Raw genomic sequence first — 17,807 nt, 5'->3', positions numbered from 1 at the left:
GCGCCGCGAGGAGAGCATGGCGGGCTGCCGCCTGTCAGTCAGCGCGTGACCCGGACGACCGTGACCCTCGACGTCCCCGCCGTCACGGCGAGGAGCTCCCAGGGTTGAGTGCCGAACCAGGACCTCCGGGTCGATGGGACGACCGCGCGGAGACGGTGCCGGCCCGTCGTGAGGCGGGTCACCAACCTGACGGTGGTGCTCGTCGTGACCCTCTTGACCGCCACCGTCCGCCACCCCGTGCCACGCAGCGCCTGCAGCTTGACCGGGAGGCCGGAGTAGGCCGCAGGCGTCCTCACCTCGAACGTCGCCCGGCGTCCTGCTCGTCCCTTGGTCGGGCCAGAGATGGCGGGCGCCCAAAAGGTCTTGATCTTCGGGCCGAGGTCGAACGCAGGTGCGTTCGGGTTGTCCCAGCAGCTAGATGCGAACCGGCAGTACGACGCGGCCAAGTTGCTCGTCCAGCCCAATGGAACGCTCGCCTGCCAGTTCCCTGCGGAGTCGACCTGGCCCTGCGCGCGCGAGACATAGTGCTCACCGCATGCCCCGTCCTCACAGTTCGGGTCGACCCGGACGTCAGCGATGGCGACCCAGTGTCCGGCCAGCGGCTCTCCATCGGCGGTGAGCGTGCCGGTCATGCGGACCTTCGATCCGGCCGCCCTGCTGGTGGGCTGCTTGCCGCTGGTGATGGTCAGCGTCGTGGTTGTTGCCGGAGCGGGAACACCGATAGTCGTGGCCCACGCCTCACCCGTGGGAGGGACAAGGCGCAGGGGCGTGTCGAGGGGGTTGCCGTGCTCATCGACCAGCTGGTTCAGCTCGAGGACGACTCGACCGTCGAAGACGGTTGCGCTGCCATGTGCCTGGTCGGTCTCGAAGTCTACCGACATGACTCCGTCCGGAACGGCGACAGTCACCCGCGCCACCAGGGCACCGGCGGAACCGGGCCACACGGTGCGGTAGCCGTACACCGAGGAAACGTGCCACCCGTCCGCGGCCGTAGCGCTGGATGACATGGAGAGCGATGCCGCGATGGCGACGCCCAGGGAAAGGACAGCGAGAGCGGCTGGCTTGATGACCCGCATCCGAGAACTCCTTGTTCAGTTACCGGCCCGTCCATGGGCCGCGGCCGACGACGATGTCATGAACAGGGAGCCGGCGGAGGCAAAGTTGGAAATTTGCACTCTTCAACTTTGCGGCGTGCCCCGGTTGCCGGCTGAGGAGTCGTCCGCAGGGTCGGTCCGGCCGCACAGTCAGTCGCCGAACAGCAGGCGGTCGAGCCCCCGGACCACGCCGACGATGCCGGGCACCCGGCGGATCGCGAGCAGCGTCCCGTCGACGTACGGCGTGGGGGTGGGGCCCGGGTCGTGCCGCAGGACCAGGTGCTCGCCCGCAGCGGCGAAGACGACCTCGGTGCTCACGACGTACCCGGGCAGCCGCACCGAGTGGACCCGGGTCCCGCCGACCTCGGCGCCCCGTGCCTCGACCGGGCCGCTCAGGTCCTCGACCGGGACCGCGGGCCGCGGGGTGCGGACCTCGCCGAGCGCCTCCGCCAGCTGCCGGGCTGTGCCGCTCGGCACGTCGGGCTTGGTGTCGCTGCCGTAGTCGAGGATCTCCCAGTGCTCGAGGTGCTGCGCGGCCAGCACCGCCGCCCGCTGGAGAAGGGCCGCCATCACCGAGAAGTTGCCGGCCGCGACGACACCGACGTTCCGGTCGCGCGCGGCGGCGTCGAGCCGGGCGTAGTCGTCGGCGGTCAGCCCGCTCGACCCGATGACCACGTGGACGCCCGCGTCGACGGCGGCACGAGCGTTCGCGCCGACCGCCTCCGCGCTGGTGTAGTCCACCAGCACGTCCACCCCTCCGGACGCGACCGCCTCGACCACGCTCCCGTGGACCCAGCCGTCGACGTCCAGCCCGGTGACGTCGCGCAGGTCGCGGCCGGCGGCCGACCTGGACACCCCCGCGACCAGCTCGAGGTCGTCGGACGCGGCGATCGCCGCGGCGATGGGAGGCGCGGTCCAGCCGGTGATGCCGGCGAAGCAGACGGTCGTCATCCGCTCAGGCTACGCATCCTCACGTCGAGCTGCGCCTCGCGCATGTCTGAGTCGCGCCTGGCTGGGTGCCCCGCCACGGCCGGCGCAACTCAACGCCCAGGCCGGCGCAACTCAACGCTCCGGCAGGCGCAACTCAACGGGGTCAGGCGAGGAGGAGGGTCAGGGCGGCGACGGAGAGGACCACGAGCCCGGCGAGCTCGGGCCACGCCCAGGAGCGGGTGACCGGCGCCGGGAGGGGCTGCCCGTCGGGACCGACCCGGTCGTACCCCCGCTTGTGGGCGCGCGCCTCCTGGGCGAGGTGCTTGATCCGGGTCTCGACGAAGTCGCTGTAGACCTTCGACGGGTCGAGCCGGGGCGTGCCCTGGAGGTAGCTGTGCTGGTGGGAGCCACCCTTGGCGCCGACGAACGAGCTGCCCTCCGACGCGCGCTGCCGCTTGCGGGGCCGGCCGACCGCGATGGAGCGGTAGATGTGGCCGTCTGCCTTGACCAGCAGCATCGCGCGCACGTCGACCTTGTCGATCGACGCCAGCGGCACGCGGGTGGTGGTCACCATGCTGCGCAGGTGCAGCCGGGTGCCGTCGGAGCGGACCGCCGGCCGGAACATCACCATCCAGATCATCAGGCCGACCAGGGCGAGGCAGACCAGCACGAACGCGTCGGAGTCGTGCCGGCCGTCACCGATCGTGCCGATGGCCGTCGCCGCGCACGCCGCGATGCCCAGACCACCGACCAGACGGCCGCTCGTCGGCCCGAACTTCTCGACCTTGTCGAAGTCCTTCCACGGTTCCACTCCGACGTCCCGCTCGGTCAATGCTGCACCCTGTTTCTCCGATTGCTCTCACGCCCCCGGACAACCCTATGCTGGGTCGGTGACGAGTACAGCCGCACCATCTCCGACGACGATCGCCGGAAGCACCAGTTTCGACGACATCACCGCCTCGAACGCCTCGCTGAGGCGCTTCCTCCACGGCCTCCCCGGCGTCGACCAGGTCGGCGCTGAGGCCCGTGCCGCGTCGCTCGGGACCCGGTCGATCAAGACCACCGCCAAGGCGTACGCCCTGGACCTCGCGATCCGCATGGTCGACCTGACCACGCTGGAGGGCCAGGACACCCCGGGCAAGGTGCGCGCGCTCGCCAGCAAGGCGATGCGACCCGACCCCGCCGACCTGTCGTGCCCGCAGGTGGCCGCGGTGTGCGTCTACCCCGACATGGTCGGCGTGGCGAAGGAGACCCTCGGCAGCAGCGGCGTCAACGTCGCGGCGGTCGCGACTGCCTTCCCGAGCGGCCGGGCGGCGCTCGACATCAAGCTCGCGGACACCAGGGACGCGGTGGAGGCCGGCGCCGACGAGATCGACATGGTGATCGACCGGGGCGCGTTCCTGGCCGGCAACTACCTGCAGGTCTTCGAGGAGATCGTCGCGGTCCGCGAGGCCTGCGGGGACGCGCACCTCAAGGTGATCTTCGAGACCGGCGAGCTCCAGACCTACGACAACGTACGCCGCGTCTCGTGGCTGGCGATGATGGCCGGCGGCCACTTCATCAAGACCTCCACCGGCAAGGTGCAGCCCGCGGCGACGCTGCCGGTCACGATGATCATGCTCGAAGCGGTCCGCGACTTCCGCGAGGCGACCGGCCAGATGATCGGTGTGAAGCCGGCCGGCGGCATCCGCACCGCCAAGGACGCCATCAAGTACCTCGTGACGGTCAACGAGGTCGCCGGCCCCGACTGGCTCGACCCGGACTGGTTCCGCTTCGGCGCCTCCACGCTGCTCAACGACCTGCTCATGCAGCGCACCAAGATGACCACCGGCCGCTACTCCGGCCCCGACTACTTCACGCTGGACTGATCCGCGATGGCTGACAAGGAAACCACCAGGACCGTGAGCCCCTTCGAGTACGCCCCCGCCCCGGAGTCGAGGGCCATCGTCGACATCAAGCCGTCGTACGGCCTGTTCGTCAACGGTGAGTTCGTCGACGGCACCGGCAAGGCGTTCAAGACCGTCAACCCGGCCACCGAGGAGGTGCTCGCCGAGGTCGCCGAGGCCAGCGAGGCCGACGTCGACGCCGCGGTGAAGGCCGCCCGCCGGGCCTACACGCGCGTGTGGTCGAAGATGAGCGGCGCCGAGCGCGCGAAGTACCTCTACCGGATCGCCCGGATCATCCAGGAGCGCGGCCGCGAGCTCGCGGTGCTCGAGTCGATCGACAACGGCAAGCCGATCAAGGAGTCGCGCGACGTCGACGTCCCGACCGTCGCCGCACACTTCTTCTACTACGCCGGCTGGGCCGACAAGCTCGAGTACGCCGGCTACGGCACGCAGTCCCTCGGCGTCGCCGGCCAGGTCATCCCGTGGAACTTCCCGCTGCTGATGCTGGCGTGGAAGATCGCGCCCGCGCTCGCCGCCGGCAACACGGTCGTGCTCAAGCCAGCCGAGACCACGCCGCTGACCGCGCTGCTGTTCGCCGAGATCTGCCAGCAGGCCGACCTCCCGCCGGGCGTCGTCAACATCGTCACCGGTGCCGGCGAGACCGGCCGCGCGCTGGTCGCCCACGAGGACGTCGACAAGGTCGCGTTCACCGGCTCCACCGACGTCGGCCGGGCGATCGCGAAGGCGGTCGCCGGCACCGACAAGAAGGTCACCCTCGAGCTGGGCGGCAAGGCCGCGAACATCGTGTTCGACGACGCCCCGATCGACCAGGCCGTCGAGGGCATCGTCAACGGCATCTTCTTCAACCAGGGCCACGTCTGCTGCGCCGGCAGCCGCCTGCTGGTGCAGGAGAGCGTCGCCGAGGAGGTGCTCGGCAAGCTCAAGCGCCGCATGGGCACGCTGCGCGTCGGCGACCCGCTCGACAAGAACACCGACATCGGTGCGATCAACTCCGCCGAGCAGCTGGCCCGGATCCGCGAGCTCTCCGACATCGGCGAGTCCGAGGGCGCCGGCCGCTGGTCGCCGCCGTGCGACCTGCCCAGCAACGGCTACTGGTTCCCGCCGACGCTGTTCACCGGCGTCTCCCAGGCGCACCGGATCGCCCGCGAGGAGATCTTCGGGCCCGTGCTGTCGGTGCTCACGTTCCGCACGCCGCACGAGGCGGTCGAGAAGGCCAACAACACGCCGTACGGCCTGTCCGCGGGGATCTGGACCGACAAGGGCTCCCGCATCCTCTGGATGGCCAACCAGCTGCGCGCCGGCGTGGTGTGGGCCAACACGTTCAACAAGTTCGACCCGACCAGCCCGTTCGGCGGCTACAAGGAGTCGGGCTACGGCCGCGAGGGCGGCCGCCACGGTCTGGAGGGCTACCTGAAGTGAACGCGCGCATCGACGTCCGCAAGACCTACAAGCTCTACATCGGCGGCGCCTTCCCGCGGTCGGAGTCGGGCTACTCCTATGTCGTCAACGACGCGAAGGGGAAGTTCATGGCCAACGCCGCGCTGGCGTCCCGCAAGGACGCGCGTGACGCCGTCCAGGCCGCACGCAAGGCGTTCCCCGGCTGGTCCGGGCGCACGGCGTACAACCGCGCGCAGATCGTCTACCGGATCGCCGAGGTGATGGAGGACCGCCGTCCGCAGTTCGTCGACGCCCTGCAGAAGTCCGAGGGCCTCACCGCGGCGCGGGCCGAGAAGGTCCTCGACGCGGCGATCGACCGACTCGTCTGGTACGCCGGGTGGGCCGACAAGATCACCCAGGTCGTCGGCGGCGCCAACCCGGTCGCCGGGCCGTACTTCAACCTCTCCACCCCGGAGCCGACGGGCGTGGTCGCCATCGTCGCGCCGCAGGAGTCGTCGCTGCTCGGGCTGGTCAGCGTGCTCGCCCCGGTGATCGTCACCGGCAACACCGTGGTGGTGACCACCTCCCACGAGCGGCCGCTGCCGGCGGTGACCTTCGCCGAGGTGCTGGCCACCTCCGACGTACCCGGCGGGGTGGTCAACATCCTCACCGGCACCCCGGCCAGCACCGCACCCTGGCTGGCCTCGCACATGGACGTCAACGCGCTCGACCTGACCGGCGTCGCCGGTGACGCCGAGACCGCCGCGTCCCTGGAGGAGGCGGCCGCGGAGAACCTCAAGCGGGTACGCCGCGCCCCCGCCGCCGAGCCGGACTGGACGCTCGACCCCGGCACCGACCGGATGACCCAGTTCCTCGAGACCAAGACGGTCTGGCACCCGATCGGCCTCTGACCTGCGTCCCCGGTGACCCGGCACATCTCGTGCCGGGTCACCGTCATTCCCGGCTGCGTTCCGGCCACCGCCGTACGGCGTGTCGCAACGTCCCGGTGGTTGAGGAGCGAGCGCCAGCGAGCGTCTCGACACCACCACCACCACCACCATTTCGCGGGGCCGGGTGCAATTCCGGGCACCTCGGCATCAAGTCGGGGCACCTCGGACATCAATTCCGGGCACCTCGGACATCAAGTCGGGGCACCTCGGCGGGCAAGACGTGGCCGCTGGGGTCAGCGGCCGAGGAGGGCCTCGCTCATCACGGTGAGGATGTCGCGGGGGTCCTCGGCGGCGTACGCCGCGCCCTGGGTGGCGGCGGCGATCTTCTTCAGCGAGGCCAGGTCGGCGTCCTGGCTGATGCCGATCGCGATGATCCGCACCGGGCGGCCGGGGTCGCGCTCCTTCTCCAGGGCCTTGAGCAGCTCGCCGAGCTCCAGCGAGCCGGGGTCGTCGTTCGCGCCGTCGGAGATGATCACGACCGAGTTGAAGTAGCCCTCGTCGAAGCGCGCCACGGCCTCGCGGTACGCCGCGAGCGTGGTGTCGTAGAGACCCGTGCCGCCCTCGGTCTCGTCGACCGCGCCGCTGATCGCGGCGTCCAGCGCCTGCCGCTGGGTGGTCCCGCCGACCTGCGCGTCGAGGGGCCGCAGCGGCTCCAGCTCGCGGTAGTCCTGCCCCGGGCCGCCCTGGTCGATCGAGAACAGCCAGGCACCGACCCGGGCCTGGTCCGGGAACACGTTCAGGGCCGTCCGGGCGGCGTTGACCGCGACCTCCATCCGGGTCCCCGCGCCGGTCTCGAAGTCCATCGAGCCGGACGCGTCGAGGACGGCGAGGATGCTGGACGGCACGGTGAGCACCTGCCACAGCCGCTCGCCCTCGACGACCTGCTCGTCGTCCGGCGCCTCCATCACGGGTACGTCGCCCGCGCCCACGCCCCCGAGCGCGGAACCGTCCGCGGACCGGAAGCCCGCGTCGGCGACGAGCTTCTGCCCGGGGCCGGCGAGGTAGCCCACGAGCCGGTCCGCGATCGTGCGAGCGGCCGGCGCTGCCGCCCGGGTGGCGAGCACCGGCACCTGCTGGACGAGGCTGCCCGTGCCCGGGACCATCGAGGTCAGGCGCGGGTGGTCGGCGGCGACCGCGACCAACTGCTGCTCGGTGACCGGCACCAGTCCCCGCCCGACGGCCGCGCGGTTCAGCCGGGCCGCGAACGACGCGTCCGGGTCCGCCGGCACGTCGTCGGAGAGCTCGGTGTAGTGCTGGGCGACCGTCGTCATCTGCGCCTGCACCTCGTCGAGGTCGACCTCGCCCGCGGCGACCTCGGCGCCCGGGGTGAGCAGCGCCAGCGCCGAGGCGACGTCCTCCTGGGGGTTGCCGAGCAGCACGTCACCGGAGCCGAGCGCGTCGAACCAGGTGTCCGGGGCATCGGTCGAGGCGGAGCCGGCGAGCACCACCGGCGAGGACGCGACCGACGGGGCCAGCTCCTCGGTGGCCACGCCGGCGGCGGTGGCGCGGGCCTGCCAGACGTCGGAGTCCGGGACCCACAGGTCCGGGGGTCGGGTGTCGGCGGAGAGCAGTCCCGACAGGACCTGGCTCGGCTGGGTCGCCGCCACCTCGACCCGCCCGCACCAGCCCTCGGCCCGGAGCTCGGCCGCCGCCCTGGTGAGCAGCGGGGCGACGGACGGCGCCGCAGCGACGGTCGCGGTCGGGTGGGACGTGCACGCGTCCGCCGACTCCGCGTCGGACGGCCGGAGGACCCAGGCTGCGGCCCCGGCCGCGGCAAGGGCGAGCACGGTCACTCCGACCAGCAGGTTCCTCCCGGTCCGCCTGCGCTCGCGGCGCAGGGCGTGGGACCCTCCACTCACCGACGCCTCCCAACGTCCGAACTCCACTCCCCGACGTACCCACCGAGTGGCGCCCGAATCGCCGCACGTCGGAGGGCAGGCTAGAGCACCGGGTGTCGGAATGGGAAAGTCGCACGGCAGAATGTGCGGGTGCAGTGCCGCGTGATCGTGCTCGCCGGACCCTCCGGGGCCGGGAAGTCCCGCCTCGCCGAACGGCTCGGGATGCCGATCCTGCGGCTCGACGACTTCTACAAGGACGGATCCGACCCGACCCTTCCGCGGATCGAGCACGGCCCCAACCACGGGCTGGTCGACTGGGACCACCCGGAGTCCTGGACGCCCGACGACGCCGTGGACACCCTCGAGCGGCTCTGCCGCACCCGCCGGGCCGAGGTGCCGGTCTACGACATCGCCCACGACGGGCGCACCGGGTGGCAGGTCCTCGAGCTCCGGGACGCGCCGTACTTCGTCGCCGAGGGGATCTTCGCCCAGGACGTGGTGCAGGCGTGCGCGGAGCGGGGCCTGCTGGCCGGGGCGTACTGCGTCCGCCAGCACCCGCTGGTCACGTTCTGGCGCCGGCTGACCCGTGACCTGCGCGAGCACCGCAAGCCGCCGCTGGTGCTGGTCAAGCGAGGCTTTGCCCTCCTGGCCGACCAGAAGCGGGTGGTCGAGGACGCGGTCGCCAAGGGCTGCGCGCCGGTCACGCCGGACGAGGCGTACGACCGGATCACCACGCTCGTGGGCGTGGGCTGATGGACCCGCGCCTCGCCGCCGCCCGGCTCCACCAGCCGGACCAGCAGAGCTGCGGTGCAGCGGTCCTGGTGATGGCACGGACCATCGCCGACCCGGCGTACGCCGACACCATCGCCGAGGGCTCGGGCACCATCGAGCAGCGCTGGGCGGCCGAGGTGCTGGCGACCCACCGGCGTACCACCGGCTCGCGGGACGCCCGAGGCGCCTCGCAGCTGCCGTGGCCCATGCAGCTCGGCACTCCGCCGTGGGCGGTGGCCAACGAGCTGGCCTCCCGCACCGGCATCGGCTGGCAGGCGCTGCCGGTCCCCCCGTGGGCGCGAGGCACCGCCCTGAGCCGGGTACGCAACGCGGCCCGCACCCGCCCGGTCCCCCTGTACGTCGGCAGCACCTGGCTCCCCCGGCACGTGGTGCTCGTGCTCGACGGCGACCTGCGCGTCTACGAGCCGTCCGGGGGCCGCGTGGAACGCATCGACCCGGACGACTTCACCGGCGGCAGCCTGCACCTGGCCGGGTGGTCGCGGCCGTGGTTCACCGTGCTCCCCCGCTGAGGCCGCCCCCGGGTCAGCGCGCGGCCAGCTCGGCGTACCCGGGCTTGATGACGCCGTCGATGATCGCGAGCCGCTCGTCGAACGGAAGGAACGCCGACTTCATCGCATTGATCGTGAACCAGCGCAGGTCGTCGAGGCCGTAGTCGAACGCCTCGACCAGCGCGTGCATCTCGCTGGTCATCGACGTCTGGCTCATCAGCCGGTTGTCGGTGTTGACGGTGACCCGGAAGCGCAGCTTCGTGAGCAGGCCGATCGGGTGCTCGGCGATCGACGGCGCCGCGCCGGTCTGCACGTTGGAGGCGGGCGCCATCTCGAGCGGGATCCGCTTGTCGCGGACGTACGACGCGAGCAGGCCCAGCTCGACCTTCCCGCCGTCGTGCACGGTGATGTCGTCGATGATCCGCACGCCGTGGCCGAGCCGGTCCGCGCCGCACCACTGGATGGCCTGCCAGATCGACGGCAGCCCGAACGCCTCGCCGGCGTGGATCGTGAAGTGGAAGTTCTCGCGCTGGAGGTACTCGAAGGCGTCGAGGTGCCGGGTGGGCGGGAAGCCGGCCTCGGCGCCGGCGATGTCGAAGCCGGCCACGCCGCGGTCGCGCCACGAGACTGCCAGCTGGGCGATCTCCATCGAGCGGGCGGCGTGCCGCATCGCGGTGAGCAGCTGCCGGACCACGATCGTCCCCCCGGCAGCCTCGACGCCCTGGTCGAAGCCCTCCTGGACGGCGGCCACCACCTCGTCCAGGGTCAGCCCGTTGGTGACGTGCTGCTCGGGGGCGTAGCGGATCTCGGCGTACACCACGCCATCGGCGGCGAGGTCCTCCACGCACTCGCGCGCGACCCGGGTGAGCGCCGGCGCGGTCTGCATGACCCCGACGGTGTGGTCGAACGTCTCGAGGTAGCGCACCAGCGAGCCGGAGTCCGCGGACTCGGCGAACCAGCGGCCCAGGGACTCGGCGTCGTCCGCGGGCAGCTCGTGCCCGACCTCACGCGCGAGCTCGAGCACGGTGGCCGGGCGCAGCCCCCCGTCGAGGTGGTCGTGGAGCAGGACCTTGGGGGCGCGGCGTACGACGTCGCGGCTGGGGCGCGGGTTCATCCGCCCATCCTTCCATCTGACCCGGGCGTGGGTGGGCGACCCCGGCGGGACCGGCGGGACCGGCGGCGGTAGGTTCGGCGTCGAGTCCCCGACCCCCGAGGAGCAGACCCATGCGCGTGTTCAGCACCCTGGACGAGGTGGCCGCGGCCGCCAACACCGAGCTCGGGCACTCCGAGTGGCTCGAGATCGACCAGGACCGGGTGAACCTCTTCGCCGACGCGACCGACGACCACCAGTGGATCCACGTCGACGTCGAGCGCGCCAACGCCGGCCCCTTCGGAGGCCCGGTGGCGCACGGCTACATGACGCTGTCGCTGATCCCCCACTTCGGCAACGAGGTGATGACCTTCGACACCCCGGGCGCCAAGCTCAACTACGGCCTCAACAAGGTCCGCTTCCCGCACCCGGTCAAGGTCGGCCAGCGGGTCCGCGCGCACGTGCGCCTCGACGACGTCATCGACCTGCCCGCCGGCAAGCAGGTCAACGCGACGTACACCGTCGAGATCGAGGGCCAGGCCAAGCCGGCCTGTGTCGCCGAGACGGTCGTGCTGCTGCTCCCCTGACCGGCGCTCAGGAGACCCGGTCGATGATCAGCGGCTGGGGCGTGTACGGCGTGCCGGCCGGCGCGATGTCGTAGCCGCCGTCGAGCGAGGCGAGCGCACGCTCGAAGCGGGCCTCCTCGTCGGTGAGCAGCGTGAACAGCGGCTGGCCCTCGGTGACCGCGTCACCGGGCCGGGCGTGCCAGACCACGCCGGCACCGGCCTGGACCGTGTCGCCCTGCTTGGCGCGGCCGGCGCCGAGACGCCAGGCGGCCAGGCCGACGGCCATCGCGTCGAGGCGGGTGAGCACGCCGGTCGACGGCGCGTCGACGACGTGCGTCTCCCGGGCCTGCGGAAGGGGCGCGTCGGGGTCACCGGCCTGGGCGCGGATCATCGCCTTCCAGGCGTCCATGGCCGAGCCGTCGGCCAGCTTCCCCGCCGGGTCGACGTCGTCGCGGCCGGCCCCGGCGAGCATCTCGCGGGCCAGGGCGAGGGTCAGCTCGACCACGTCGGCGGGGCCTCCGCCGGCGAGGACCTCCACCGACTCGGCGACCTCGACCCCGTTGCCGGCGGTCAGCCCCAGCGGAGTGGACATGTCGGTGAGCAGGGCGACGGTGTGCACGCCGGCGTCGGTGCCGAGGCCGACCATGGTCTCGGCCAGCTCGCGGGCCCTGGCCACGTCCTTCATGAACGCGCCGGTGCCGACCTTCACGTCGAGCACCAGCGAGCCGGTGCCCTCGGCGATCTTCTTGGACATGATCGAGGACGCGATCAGCGGGATCGCCTCGACCGTGCCGGTCACGTCGCGCAGCGCGTAGAGCTTCTTGTCGGCCGGAGCGAGGCCGGTGCCGGCGGCGCAGATCACCGCGCCGACGGACTCGAGCTGGGCGAGCATCGCCTCGTTGGACAGGTCGGCCCGCCAGCCGGGGATCGACTCCAGCTTGTCGAGGGTGCCGCCGGTGTGGCCGAGGCCGCGGCCGGAGAGCTGGGGCACGGCGACGCCGCAGGCGGCGACCAGCGGTGCGAGGGGCAGCGTGATCTTGTCGCCCACGCCACCGGTGGAGTGCTTGTCGGCGGTCGGGCGGGACAGCGACGAGAAGTCCATCCGCTCGCCGGACGCGATCATGGCGCTGGTCCAGCGGGCGATCTCGCGACGGTTCATGCCGTTGAGCAGGATCGCCATCGCCAGCGAGGACATCTGCTCGTCGGCGACCACGCCGCGCGTGTAGGCGTCGACCACCCAGTCGATCTGGCTGTCGCTCAGCTCGCTCCGGTCGCGCTTGGCGATGATCACCTCGACGGCGTCGTGGGCGGCGGCGGGGGTGTGCTCAGGCATGGCTTCCTCTCACGGGCACGCTGCGGTAGCCCCGCAGCACGAAGGTCCCCCGGCTCTCCGGCTCACCGGCCAGCTCGAGGTCGGGGAAGGTGGCGAACAGCTGGGGCAGGGACTCGCCGAGCTCCATGCGCGCCAGCGGGGCGCCGAGGCAGAAGTGCACGCCGACGCCGAAGGCCAGGTGGTTGTTGGGGGTCCGGTCGACCCGGAACACGTCGGGGGCCTCGAAGACCGCGGGGTCCCGGTTGGCGGCCCCGAGCAGGGCCGCGATCTTCTGGCCCTCCTCGACCAGCACCTCGCCCACCTGCACGTCCTCGGTCGCGGTGCGCTCGAAGAGCTGCAGCGCGGAGTCGAAGCGCAGCATCTCCTCCACCGTGGCCTCGACGCCCGTGCCCGGGCGCAGCCCGCGGCGCAGCATCGCGGCCAGCCCGTTGCCGAAGACGTTCACGGACGCCTCGTGGCCGGCGTTGAGCAGCAGCACGACGGCGGCGACCACCTCGTCCTCGGACAGCTCGGTTGCCACCAGGTCGGTGACCAGGTCGTCGGCGGGCGTGGCCCGGCGCTCGGCGACCAGCTCGCGGACCAGGCCCGCGAAGTCGACGGCCGCGCGTACGGCGTCGTCGACGGTCTGCTGCGAGGGGGCGACCTCGTACATCCGCACGATCGCCTGCGACCAGTCGCGCAGGTCGTGCGCGTAGGACCGCGGCACCCCGAGCAGGTCGGCGATGACCAGCACCGGCAGCGGCTCGGCGTATCCCGCGATCACGTCGAAGCCGTCGGGGTCGACGTCCGCGAGCAACGTCGCGGCCAGCTCCCGGACCCGCGGCCGGAGCCGCTCCACGTGCCCGCGCGCGAACGCCCGCGCGACGGGCCGCCGCAGCCGGGTGTGCTCGGGCGGCTCGTTCTCCATCATCTGGTTGCGGTGCAGGAGGTTGAACGGCTCGAGGTAGTCGAGCGGCTCCTTGTCCTGCCAGAGCCGGCCGAGCCGCCGGTCGCGCTGCACCTGGCCGACCGTCGCGTGGGAGAACGTGAGGTACATCCCCGACGGCTCGTGCCAGGCGACGGCGCCGAGCTCCCGCTCCCGCGCGAAGTGCGGGTAGGGGTCGGCGACGACGTCGGGCGCGGTCAGGTCAAGAGAGGTCGAGCGCATCGGGTCCGAACGCATCCGGGAGGATCTCCGTCATCGACCGGACCCCCGAGACGGTCATCAGCTGCAGCGCCGGGCCGCCGTTCTCGAACAGCAGCTGCCGGCAGCGGCCGCACGGCATCAGCAGCTCGCTGTTGCCGTTGACGCACACGAAGTGCGTCAGCTTCCCGCCACCGGTCAGGTGCAGCTGCGAGACCAGGCCGCACTCCGCGCACAGCCCCACGCCGTACGCCGCGTTCTCGACGTTGCAGCCCGTCACCAGGCGGCCGTCGTCGGCCAGCGCCGCGGCGCCCACCGGGAACCCGGAGTACGGCGCGTAGGCGCGGCCCATCGCCTCGACCGCGGCTGCCTTCAGCCCGTCCCAGTCGACCTCGCGGGTGGACTCGGCCGTCATCAGCCGGCCGAGCCCTTGCGGTAGATCTGACCGTCGGCCGCCGGCATCCGCAGCTGCTGCGAGGCGAGCGCCAGCACCAGCAGGGTCGCGACGTACGGCGCCATGCCGGTGAACTCGCGCGGCACCTCGTCGGTGGTGAGGTACCACAGGAGGGCCAGCGCGGCCGCCACCACGGAGCCGATCGCCTGGTAGGTCGCCTTGCGCCGGAACTGAGTGAACGCCACCCAGAGCAGCAGCACCGCGATCGCCAGCAGCAGTGCGTGCAGCGACTGCTCGCCGTTGCGCAGCTGGACGGCCTGCGTGTAGCCGAACAGGACGGCGCCGACGAGCAGGCCGCCAGGTCGCCAGTTGCCGAAGATCATCGCGGCAAGGCCGATGTAGCCCATCCCGCCGGTCATGCCGTTCTGGTAGCCGCTGGAGGACACGGTCGCGAGGTAGGCGCCCGCGAACCCGGCCAGGCAGCCCGAGACGGTGACCGCGATGAACTTGTAGAGGTAGACGTTGACGCCCAGCGACTCGGCGGCCGACGGCGACTCCCCGGTCGAGCGGGTGCGCAGCCCGAACGGGGTCCGCCAGAGGATCCAGCCGGTGATCGGCACCAGGACCAGCGCGACCAGCGTGAGGATCGACATCCGGTCGACCAGCACGCCGAGCAGCGAGAACAGGTCGGACACCAGGAACCAGCCCTTGTCCTGCATCTCGGAGCAGAAGTCGGCGAGCGGGCCGATCGTGATCGTCGGCACCTCCGGCAGCGGCGGCGACTGCGTCGGGCCGCCGCCTTCGAGGTCCGTGAACCACTCCTCCGCGAGGAACGCGGCCAGGCCGGCGGCGATGATGTTGATCGCGACACCGGAGACGATGTGGTCGACGCCGAAGATCACGCACACGAGCGCGTGCAGGGCGCCGCCGATCGCGCCGAACGCGATCGCGCCGAGCAGGCCGGCCACCAGGCCGTGGTTGTAGCCGTAGTAGCCGGCACCCAGGGTGCCGAGGATCATCATGCCCTCGAGGCCGATGTTGACCACGCCGGACCGCTCCGACCACAGGCCGCCGAGACCGGCCATCAGGATCGGGATGGTCGCGACGAGAGCGGCCCGCAGGGCGCCCGTGGAGTTGATGTCGTCGGCGCCGGTCACCACGCGGGTGAGCGACACCAGGACGAACCCGGCGAGGAAGTACGCCGTCCAGCGGATGATCTTGCTCTGGCGGTCCGGAAGCGGCGCACCGGGGGCCGCGGCGGTGCCGGCAGCAGGGACGACGACGCTCATGCCTTGGCCTCCTCGGTGGCAGGGCCGGCGACTTGCTCGGCGACGGAGGACTGCTCCAGCCGGAGGCGGTAACGACGGACGAACTCGTAGGCGATGACCACGGCGAGCAGGATGATGCCCTGGGTGACGGCCACGATGTCGGGCGAGACACCGACCAGGATGTTGAGCACGTTGCCCTGCTCGGCGAGGAACGAGAAGACCAGCGCGCCGAGGGCGATGCCGACCGGGTGGTTGCGACCGAGCAGCGCGACCGCGATGCCAGCGAAGCCGATGCCGAGCTGGAACGACGTGCCGTAGTTGTGCGCCTGCCCGAACAGGACCGGCATGCCGATCAGGCCCGCGACGGCGCCGGAGAGCAGCATCGAGGTGACCACCATCCGCTTGACGTCGACCCCCGCGGCGACTGCCGCGCTCTCGGAGCGGCCGGTTGCCCGCAGGTTGAAGCCGAACGTCGTGTTGTTGAGCATCACGTGGAAGGCGACGCCCGCGACGATCGCGAGCAGCACCAGGCCGTAGAGCTCGGTGGGCGTGTCGCCGAAGATCTGGATCCCGCCGACCCAGCTCTCCTCGGGGATCGTCTTGGTGCCGGTCGAGACGCCGGTGGTGACGCCGACCTTGGCGACGAGGTAGCCGACCAGGAGGCCGGCGATGGAGTTCAGCATGATCGTCGAGATGACCTCGCTGACGCCGCGGGTGACCCGCAGCAGGCCGGCGATGCCGGCCCACAGCGCACCCGCGACCATCGCGAGCACGATCGCGAGGAGGGTGTTGGCCTTGCCGGGCAGCCAGGCCTCGCCGGCGACCACGGCGGCGACGAAGGTGCCGATGCGGTACTGGCCCTCGACTCCGATGTTGAAGAGGTTCATCCGGAAGCCGATGGCGGCCGCCAGGCCCGAGAGGTAGAGGATGCCGGTCTGGTTGAGGATGTTGACCAGCTGCCGGTTCTCCGGCCAGGTCAGCATCGTGTCCCAGAAGCCGGCCACGTCGTTGCCGGTCACGGCCAGCAGCGCGCTGGCGAAGATGCCGGCGATCGCGAAGGCGAGCACCGGGGCGGCCACGGCCAGGCCGATCCGCTTGGCGGGGTTCACTTCTCTTCTCCTGCTCCGGTCATCGCGGACCCGAGGTCCTGCGGGGTGACGGTCTGCGGGTCGAAGGTGCCGACCAGTCGACCACGGAGGATGACCTCGATGGTGTCGGACAGGCCGATCAGCTCGTCGAGGTCGGCCGAGATCAGCAGCACGGCCAGGCCGTTGCGCCGGGCCTCGCGGATGTGGTCCCAGATCTGCGCCTGGGCGCCGACGTCGACGCCACGGGTCGGGTGGGACGCGATCAGCAGCACCGGCTCGCTGCTCATCTCACGGCCCACGATGAACTTCTGCTGGTTGCCGCCGGAGAGCGCGCCGGCGGTGGTGTCGGGACCCGGCGTGCGCACGTCGTACTGGCTGATGATGCGCTCGGTGTCCTCGCGCGCGCCGCGGCGGTTGAGCCAGCCGCCCTTCACGCTCGGCGGACGCGTCTGGTGGCCGAGGATGCGGTTCTCCCAGAGCGGGGCCTCCAGCAGCAGGCCGTGGCGGTGGCGGTCCTCGGGGATGAACCCGATGCCGTTCTCGCGGCGCTTGCGGGTGTGCCAGGAGCTGATGTCCTGGTCGCCGAGGCGCATGGTGCCGGCCGAGGGGTGCAGCATGCCGACGATCGCCTCGACCAGCTCGGTCTGGCCGTTGCCCTCGACGCCGGCGATGCCGAGGACCTCGCCTCGGTGGATGGTCAGGTCGATGTCGCTGAGCACGGGCCGGCCGGCGGCGTCCACGACCTCGAGGCCACGGACCTCGAGCTCGACGCGGTCGGTGACGGTCGACTCCTCGGTGCTGGGCGAGGGGAGCTCGCTGCCGACCATGAGCTCGGCCAGCTTGCGGGAGGTGACGTCGGCCGGCTTCACGGTGTCGACGGTGGTGCCGCGCCGGATGACGGTGATGTCGTCGGCGATCTTGAGCACCTCGTCGAGCTTGTGAGAGATGAAGATCAGGGTGTGGCCCTCGGCCTTGAGCTCGCGCAGGTTGTCGAACAGCGCGTCGACCTCCTGCGGCACGAGCACCGCCGTGGGCTCGTCGAGGATGACGATCCGGGCACCGCGGTAGAGGACCTTGAGGATCTCCACGCGCTGCCGCTCGCCGACGCCGAGCGTCTCGACGAGCTCGTCGGGGTCGAGGCCGAAGCCGTACTGGGACGAGATCTCCTCGATCTTGGCTCGCGCGTCGCCGCCGATGCCGTGGAGCTTCTCCGCGCCGAGCACGACGTTCTCCAGCACCGTGAGGTTGTCGGCCAGCTGGAAGTGCTGGAACACCATGCCGATGCCGCGCGCGATGGCGTCGGACGGAGTGGAGAAGGAGACCTTCTCGCCCTGGACCTCGATGCTGCCCTCGTCCGGCTTCTGCACGCCGTACAGGATCTTCATCAGGGTCGACTTCCCCGCACCGTTCTCACCCACGATTGCGTGGATGGTCCCGGCGGGGATGGTGAACGAGATGTCGTGGTTGGCGATGACGCCCGGGAATCGCTTGCCGATCCCGGTGACCCGGACTGCGTCGGTGGTCGAAGGCGCTGGGGCCAAGGACGTCATTGTCCCTCCTCAAAGTAGC

General features: G+C 71.6%; 17 protein-coding genes. 6 read left to right on the top strand and 11 right to left on the bottom strand.

Translation table 11 applies throughout. The features are described 5' to 3' along the window. Positions 1–38: 38 nt before the first annotated feature. From EKO23_RS09715 to EKO23_RS09705, 3 genes are all read right to left on the bottom strand, one after another. Positions 39–1,076, bottom strand: a complete 1,038-nt coding sequence (locus tag EKO23_RS09715; RefSeq protein WP_134716666.1) for a hypothetical protein — start codon at positions 1,074–1,076, stop codon at positions 39–41. A gap of 168 nt (positions 1,077–1,244) precedes the next feature. Beyond that, positions 1,245–2,045, bottom strand: coding sequence for a 4-hydroxy-tetrahydrodipicolinate reductase (gene dapB / locus EKO23_RS09710; RefSeq protein ID WP_134716664.1), 801 nt, complete (start codon positions 2,043–2,045; stop codon positions 1,245–1,247). Positions 2,046–2,187: 142 nt separating this feature from the next. Beyond that, on the bottom strand, positions 2,188–2,856 hold the full coding sequence (locus tag EKO23_RS09705; RefSeq protein WP_134716662.1) for a hypothetical protein: 669 nt from the start codon (positions 2,854–2,856) through the stop codon (positions 2,188–2,190). A gap of 58 nt (positions 2,857–2,914) precedes the next feature. On the opposite strand from EKO23_RS09705, the gene deoC reads away from it, so the two are divergent. The 3 genes from deoC to EKO23_RS09690 are packed head-to-tail and all read left to right on the top strand — an operon-like array spanning position 2,915 to position 6,219. After that, positions 2,915–3,892, top strand: a complete 978-nt coding sequence (gene deoC / locus EKO23_RS09700; protein ID WP_175582681.1) for a deoxyribose-phosphate aldolase — start codon at positions 2,915–2,917, stop codon at positions 3,890–3,892. 6 nt (positions 3,893–3,898) lie between these two features. Beyond that, positions 3,899–5,350 carry an aldehyde dehydrogenase family protein gene (locus EKO23_RS09695; protein WP_134716661.1) on the top strand — a complete coding sequence of 484 codons (1,452 nt, stop codon included), beginning with the start codon at positions 3,899–3,901 and terminating at the stop codon, positions 5,348–5,350. After that, positions 5,347–6,219 carry an aldehyde dehydrogenase family protein gene (locus tag EKO23_RS09690; RefSeq protein ID WP_134716659.1) on the top strand — a complete coding sequence of 291 codons (873 nt, stop codon included), beginning with the start codon at positions 5,347–5,349 and terminating at the stop codon, positions 6,217–6,219. The genes EKO23_RS09695 and EKO23_RS09690 overlap by 4 nt, the downstream gene beginning before the upstream one ends. Positions 6,220–6,491: 272 nt before the next feature. Here EKO23_RS09690 and EKO23_RS09685 read toward each other — a convergent pair whose 3' ends face one another. Beyond that, positions 6,492–8,117 carry a substrate-binding domain-containing protein gene (locus EKO23_RS09685; protein WP_167880404.1) on the bottom strand — a complete coding sequence of 542 codons (1,626 nt, stop codon included), beginning with the start codon at positions 8,115–8,117 and terminating at the stop codon, positions 6,492–6,494. A 129-nt stretch (positions 8,118–8,246) separates the two neighbouring features. On the opposite strand from EKO23_RS09685, the gene EKO23_RS09680 reads away from it, so the two are divergent. Further along, positions 8,247–8,849 (top strand): uridine kinase family protein, encoded by a 603-nt coding sequence (locus tag EKO23_RS09680; RefSeq protein WP_134716656.1) that lies wholly within the window; start codon positions 8,247–8,249, stop codon positions 8,847–8,849. Then, positions 8,849–9,397 (top strand): hypothetical protein, encoded by a 549-nt coding sequence (locus tag EKO23_RS09675; protein ID WP_134716654.1) that lies wholly within the window; start codon positions 8,849–8,851, stop codon positions 9,395–9,397. The genes EKO23_RS09680 and EKO23_RS09675 overlap by 1 nt, the downstream gene beginning before the upstream one ends. Positions 9,398–9,410: 13 nt before the next feature. On the opposite strand, the gene EKO23_RS09670 is transcribed toward EKO23_RS09675, so the two are convergent. Beyond that, the gene (locus EKO23_RS09670) at positions 9,411–10,490 is read right to left on the bottom strand and encodes an adenosine deaminase (RefSeq protein WP_134716652.1); all 1,080 of its coding nucleotides are present in this window, start codon (positions 10,488–10,490) and stop codon (positions 9,411–9,413) included. Positions 10,491–10,600: 110 nt separating this feature from the next. Here EKO23_RS09670 and EKO23_RS09665 point away from each other — a divergent pair, with 110 nt between their 5' ends. Further along, positions 10,601–11,053: a MaoC family dehydratase gene (locus EKO23_RS09665; protein ID WP_134716650.1), complete on the top strand. Its 453-nt coding sequence runs from the start codon at positions 10,601–10,603 to the stop codon at positions 11,051–11,053. 7 nt (positions 11,054–11,060) lie between these two features. Here the strand turns inward: EKO23_RS09665 and EKO23_RS09660 are convergent, their stop codons facing one another. Genes EKO23_RS09660 through EKO23_RS09635 form a run of 6 tightly spaced genes read right to left on the bottom strand, consistent with a single transcriptional unit; the run spans position 11,061 to position 17,779 of the window. Then, the gene (locus tag EKO23_RS09660; protein ID WP_134716648.1) at positions 11,061–12,365 is read right to left on the bottom strand and encodes a thymidine phosphorylase; all 1,305 of its coding nucleotides are present in this window, start codon (positions 12,363–12,365) and stop codon (positions 11,061–11,063) included. Continuing rightward, a complete protein-coding gene (locus EKO23_RS09655; RefSeq protein WP_134716645.1) occupies positions 12,358–13,527 on the bottom strand; it encodes a cytochrome P450 in 1,170 nt (389 codons plus the stop codon). Before EKO23_RS09655 ends, EKO23_RS09660 begins: the two co-directional genes overlap by 8 nt. Continuing rightward, on the bottom strand, positions 13,493–13,903 hold the full coding sequence (locus tag EKO23_RS09650) for a cytidine deaminase (protein ID WP_134716643.1): 411 nt from the start codon (positions 13,901–13,903) through the stop codon (positions 13,493–13,495). The genes EKO23_RS09655 and EKO23_RS09650 overlap by 35 nt, the downstream gene beginning before the upstream one ends. Further along, complete coding sequence (locus EKO23_RS09645) at positions 13,903–15,171, bottom strand: ABC transporter permease (protein ID WP_134716641.1); 1,269 nt, start codon at positions 15,169–15,171, stop codon at positions 13,903–13,905. The genes EKO23_RS09650 and EKO23_RS09645 overlap by 1 nt, the downstream gene beginning before the upstream one ends. Next, on the bottom strand, positions 15,168–16,259 hold the full coding sequence (locus tag EKO23_RS09640) for an ABC transporter permease (RefSeq protein WP_134716639.1): 1,092 nt from the start codon (positions 16,257–16,259) through the stop codon (positions 15,168–15,170). The genes EKO23_RS09645 and EKO23_RS09640 overlap by 4 nt, the downstream gene beginning before the upstream one ends. Continuing rightward, a complete protein-coding gene (locus tag EKO23_RS09635) occupies positions 16,256–17,779 on the bottom strand; it encodes an ABC transporter ATP-binding protein (RefSeq protein WP_246051002.1) in 1,524 nt (507 codons plus the stop codon). The genes EKO23_RS09640 and EKO23_RS09635 overlap by 4 nt, the downstream gene beginning before the upstream one ends. Between the last annotated feature and the right edge of the window lie 28 nt (positions 17,780–17,807).

The sequence above is a fragment of the Nocardioides guangzhouensis genome, from assembly GCF_004519545.1.
Classification (GTDB): domain Bacteria; phylum Actinomycetota; class Actinomycetes; order Propionibacteriales; family Nocardioidaceae; genus Nocardioides; species Nocardioides guangzhouensis.
Note: the sequence above shows the minus strand (reverse complement) of the source record. Positions and strands in the feature narration are given on the sequence as shown.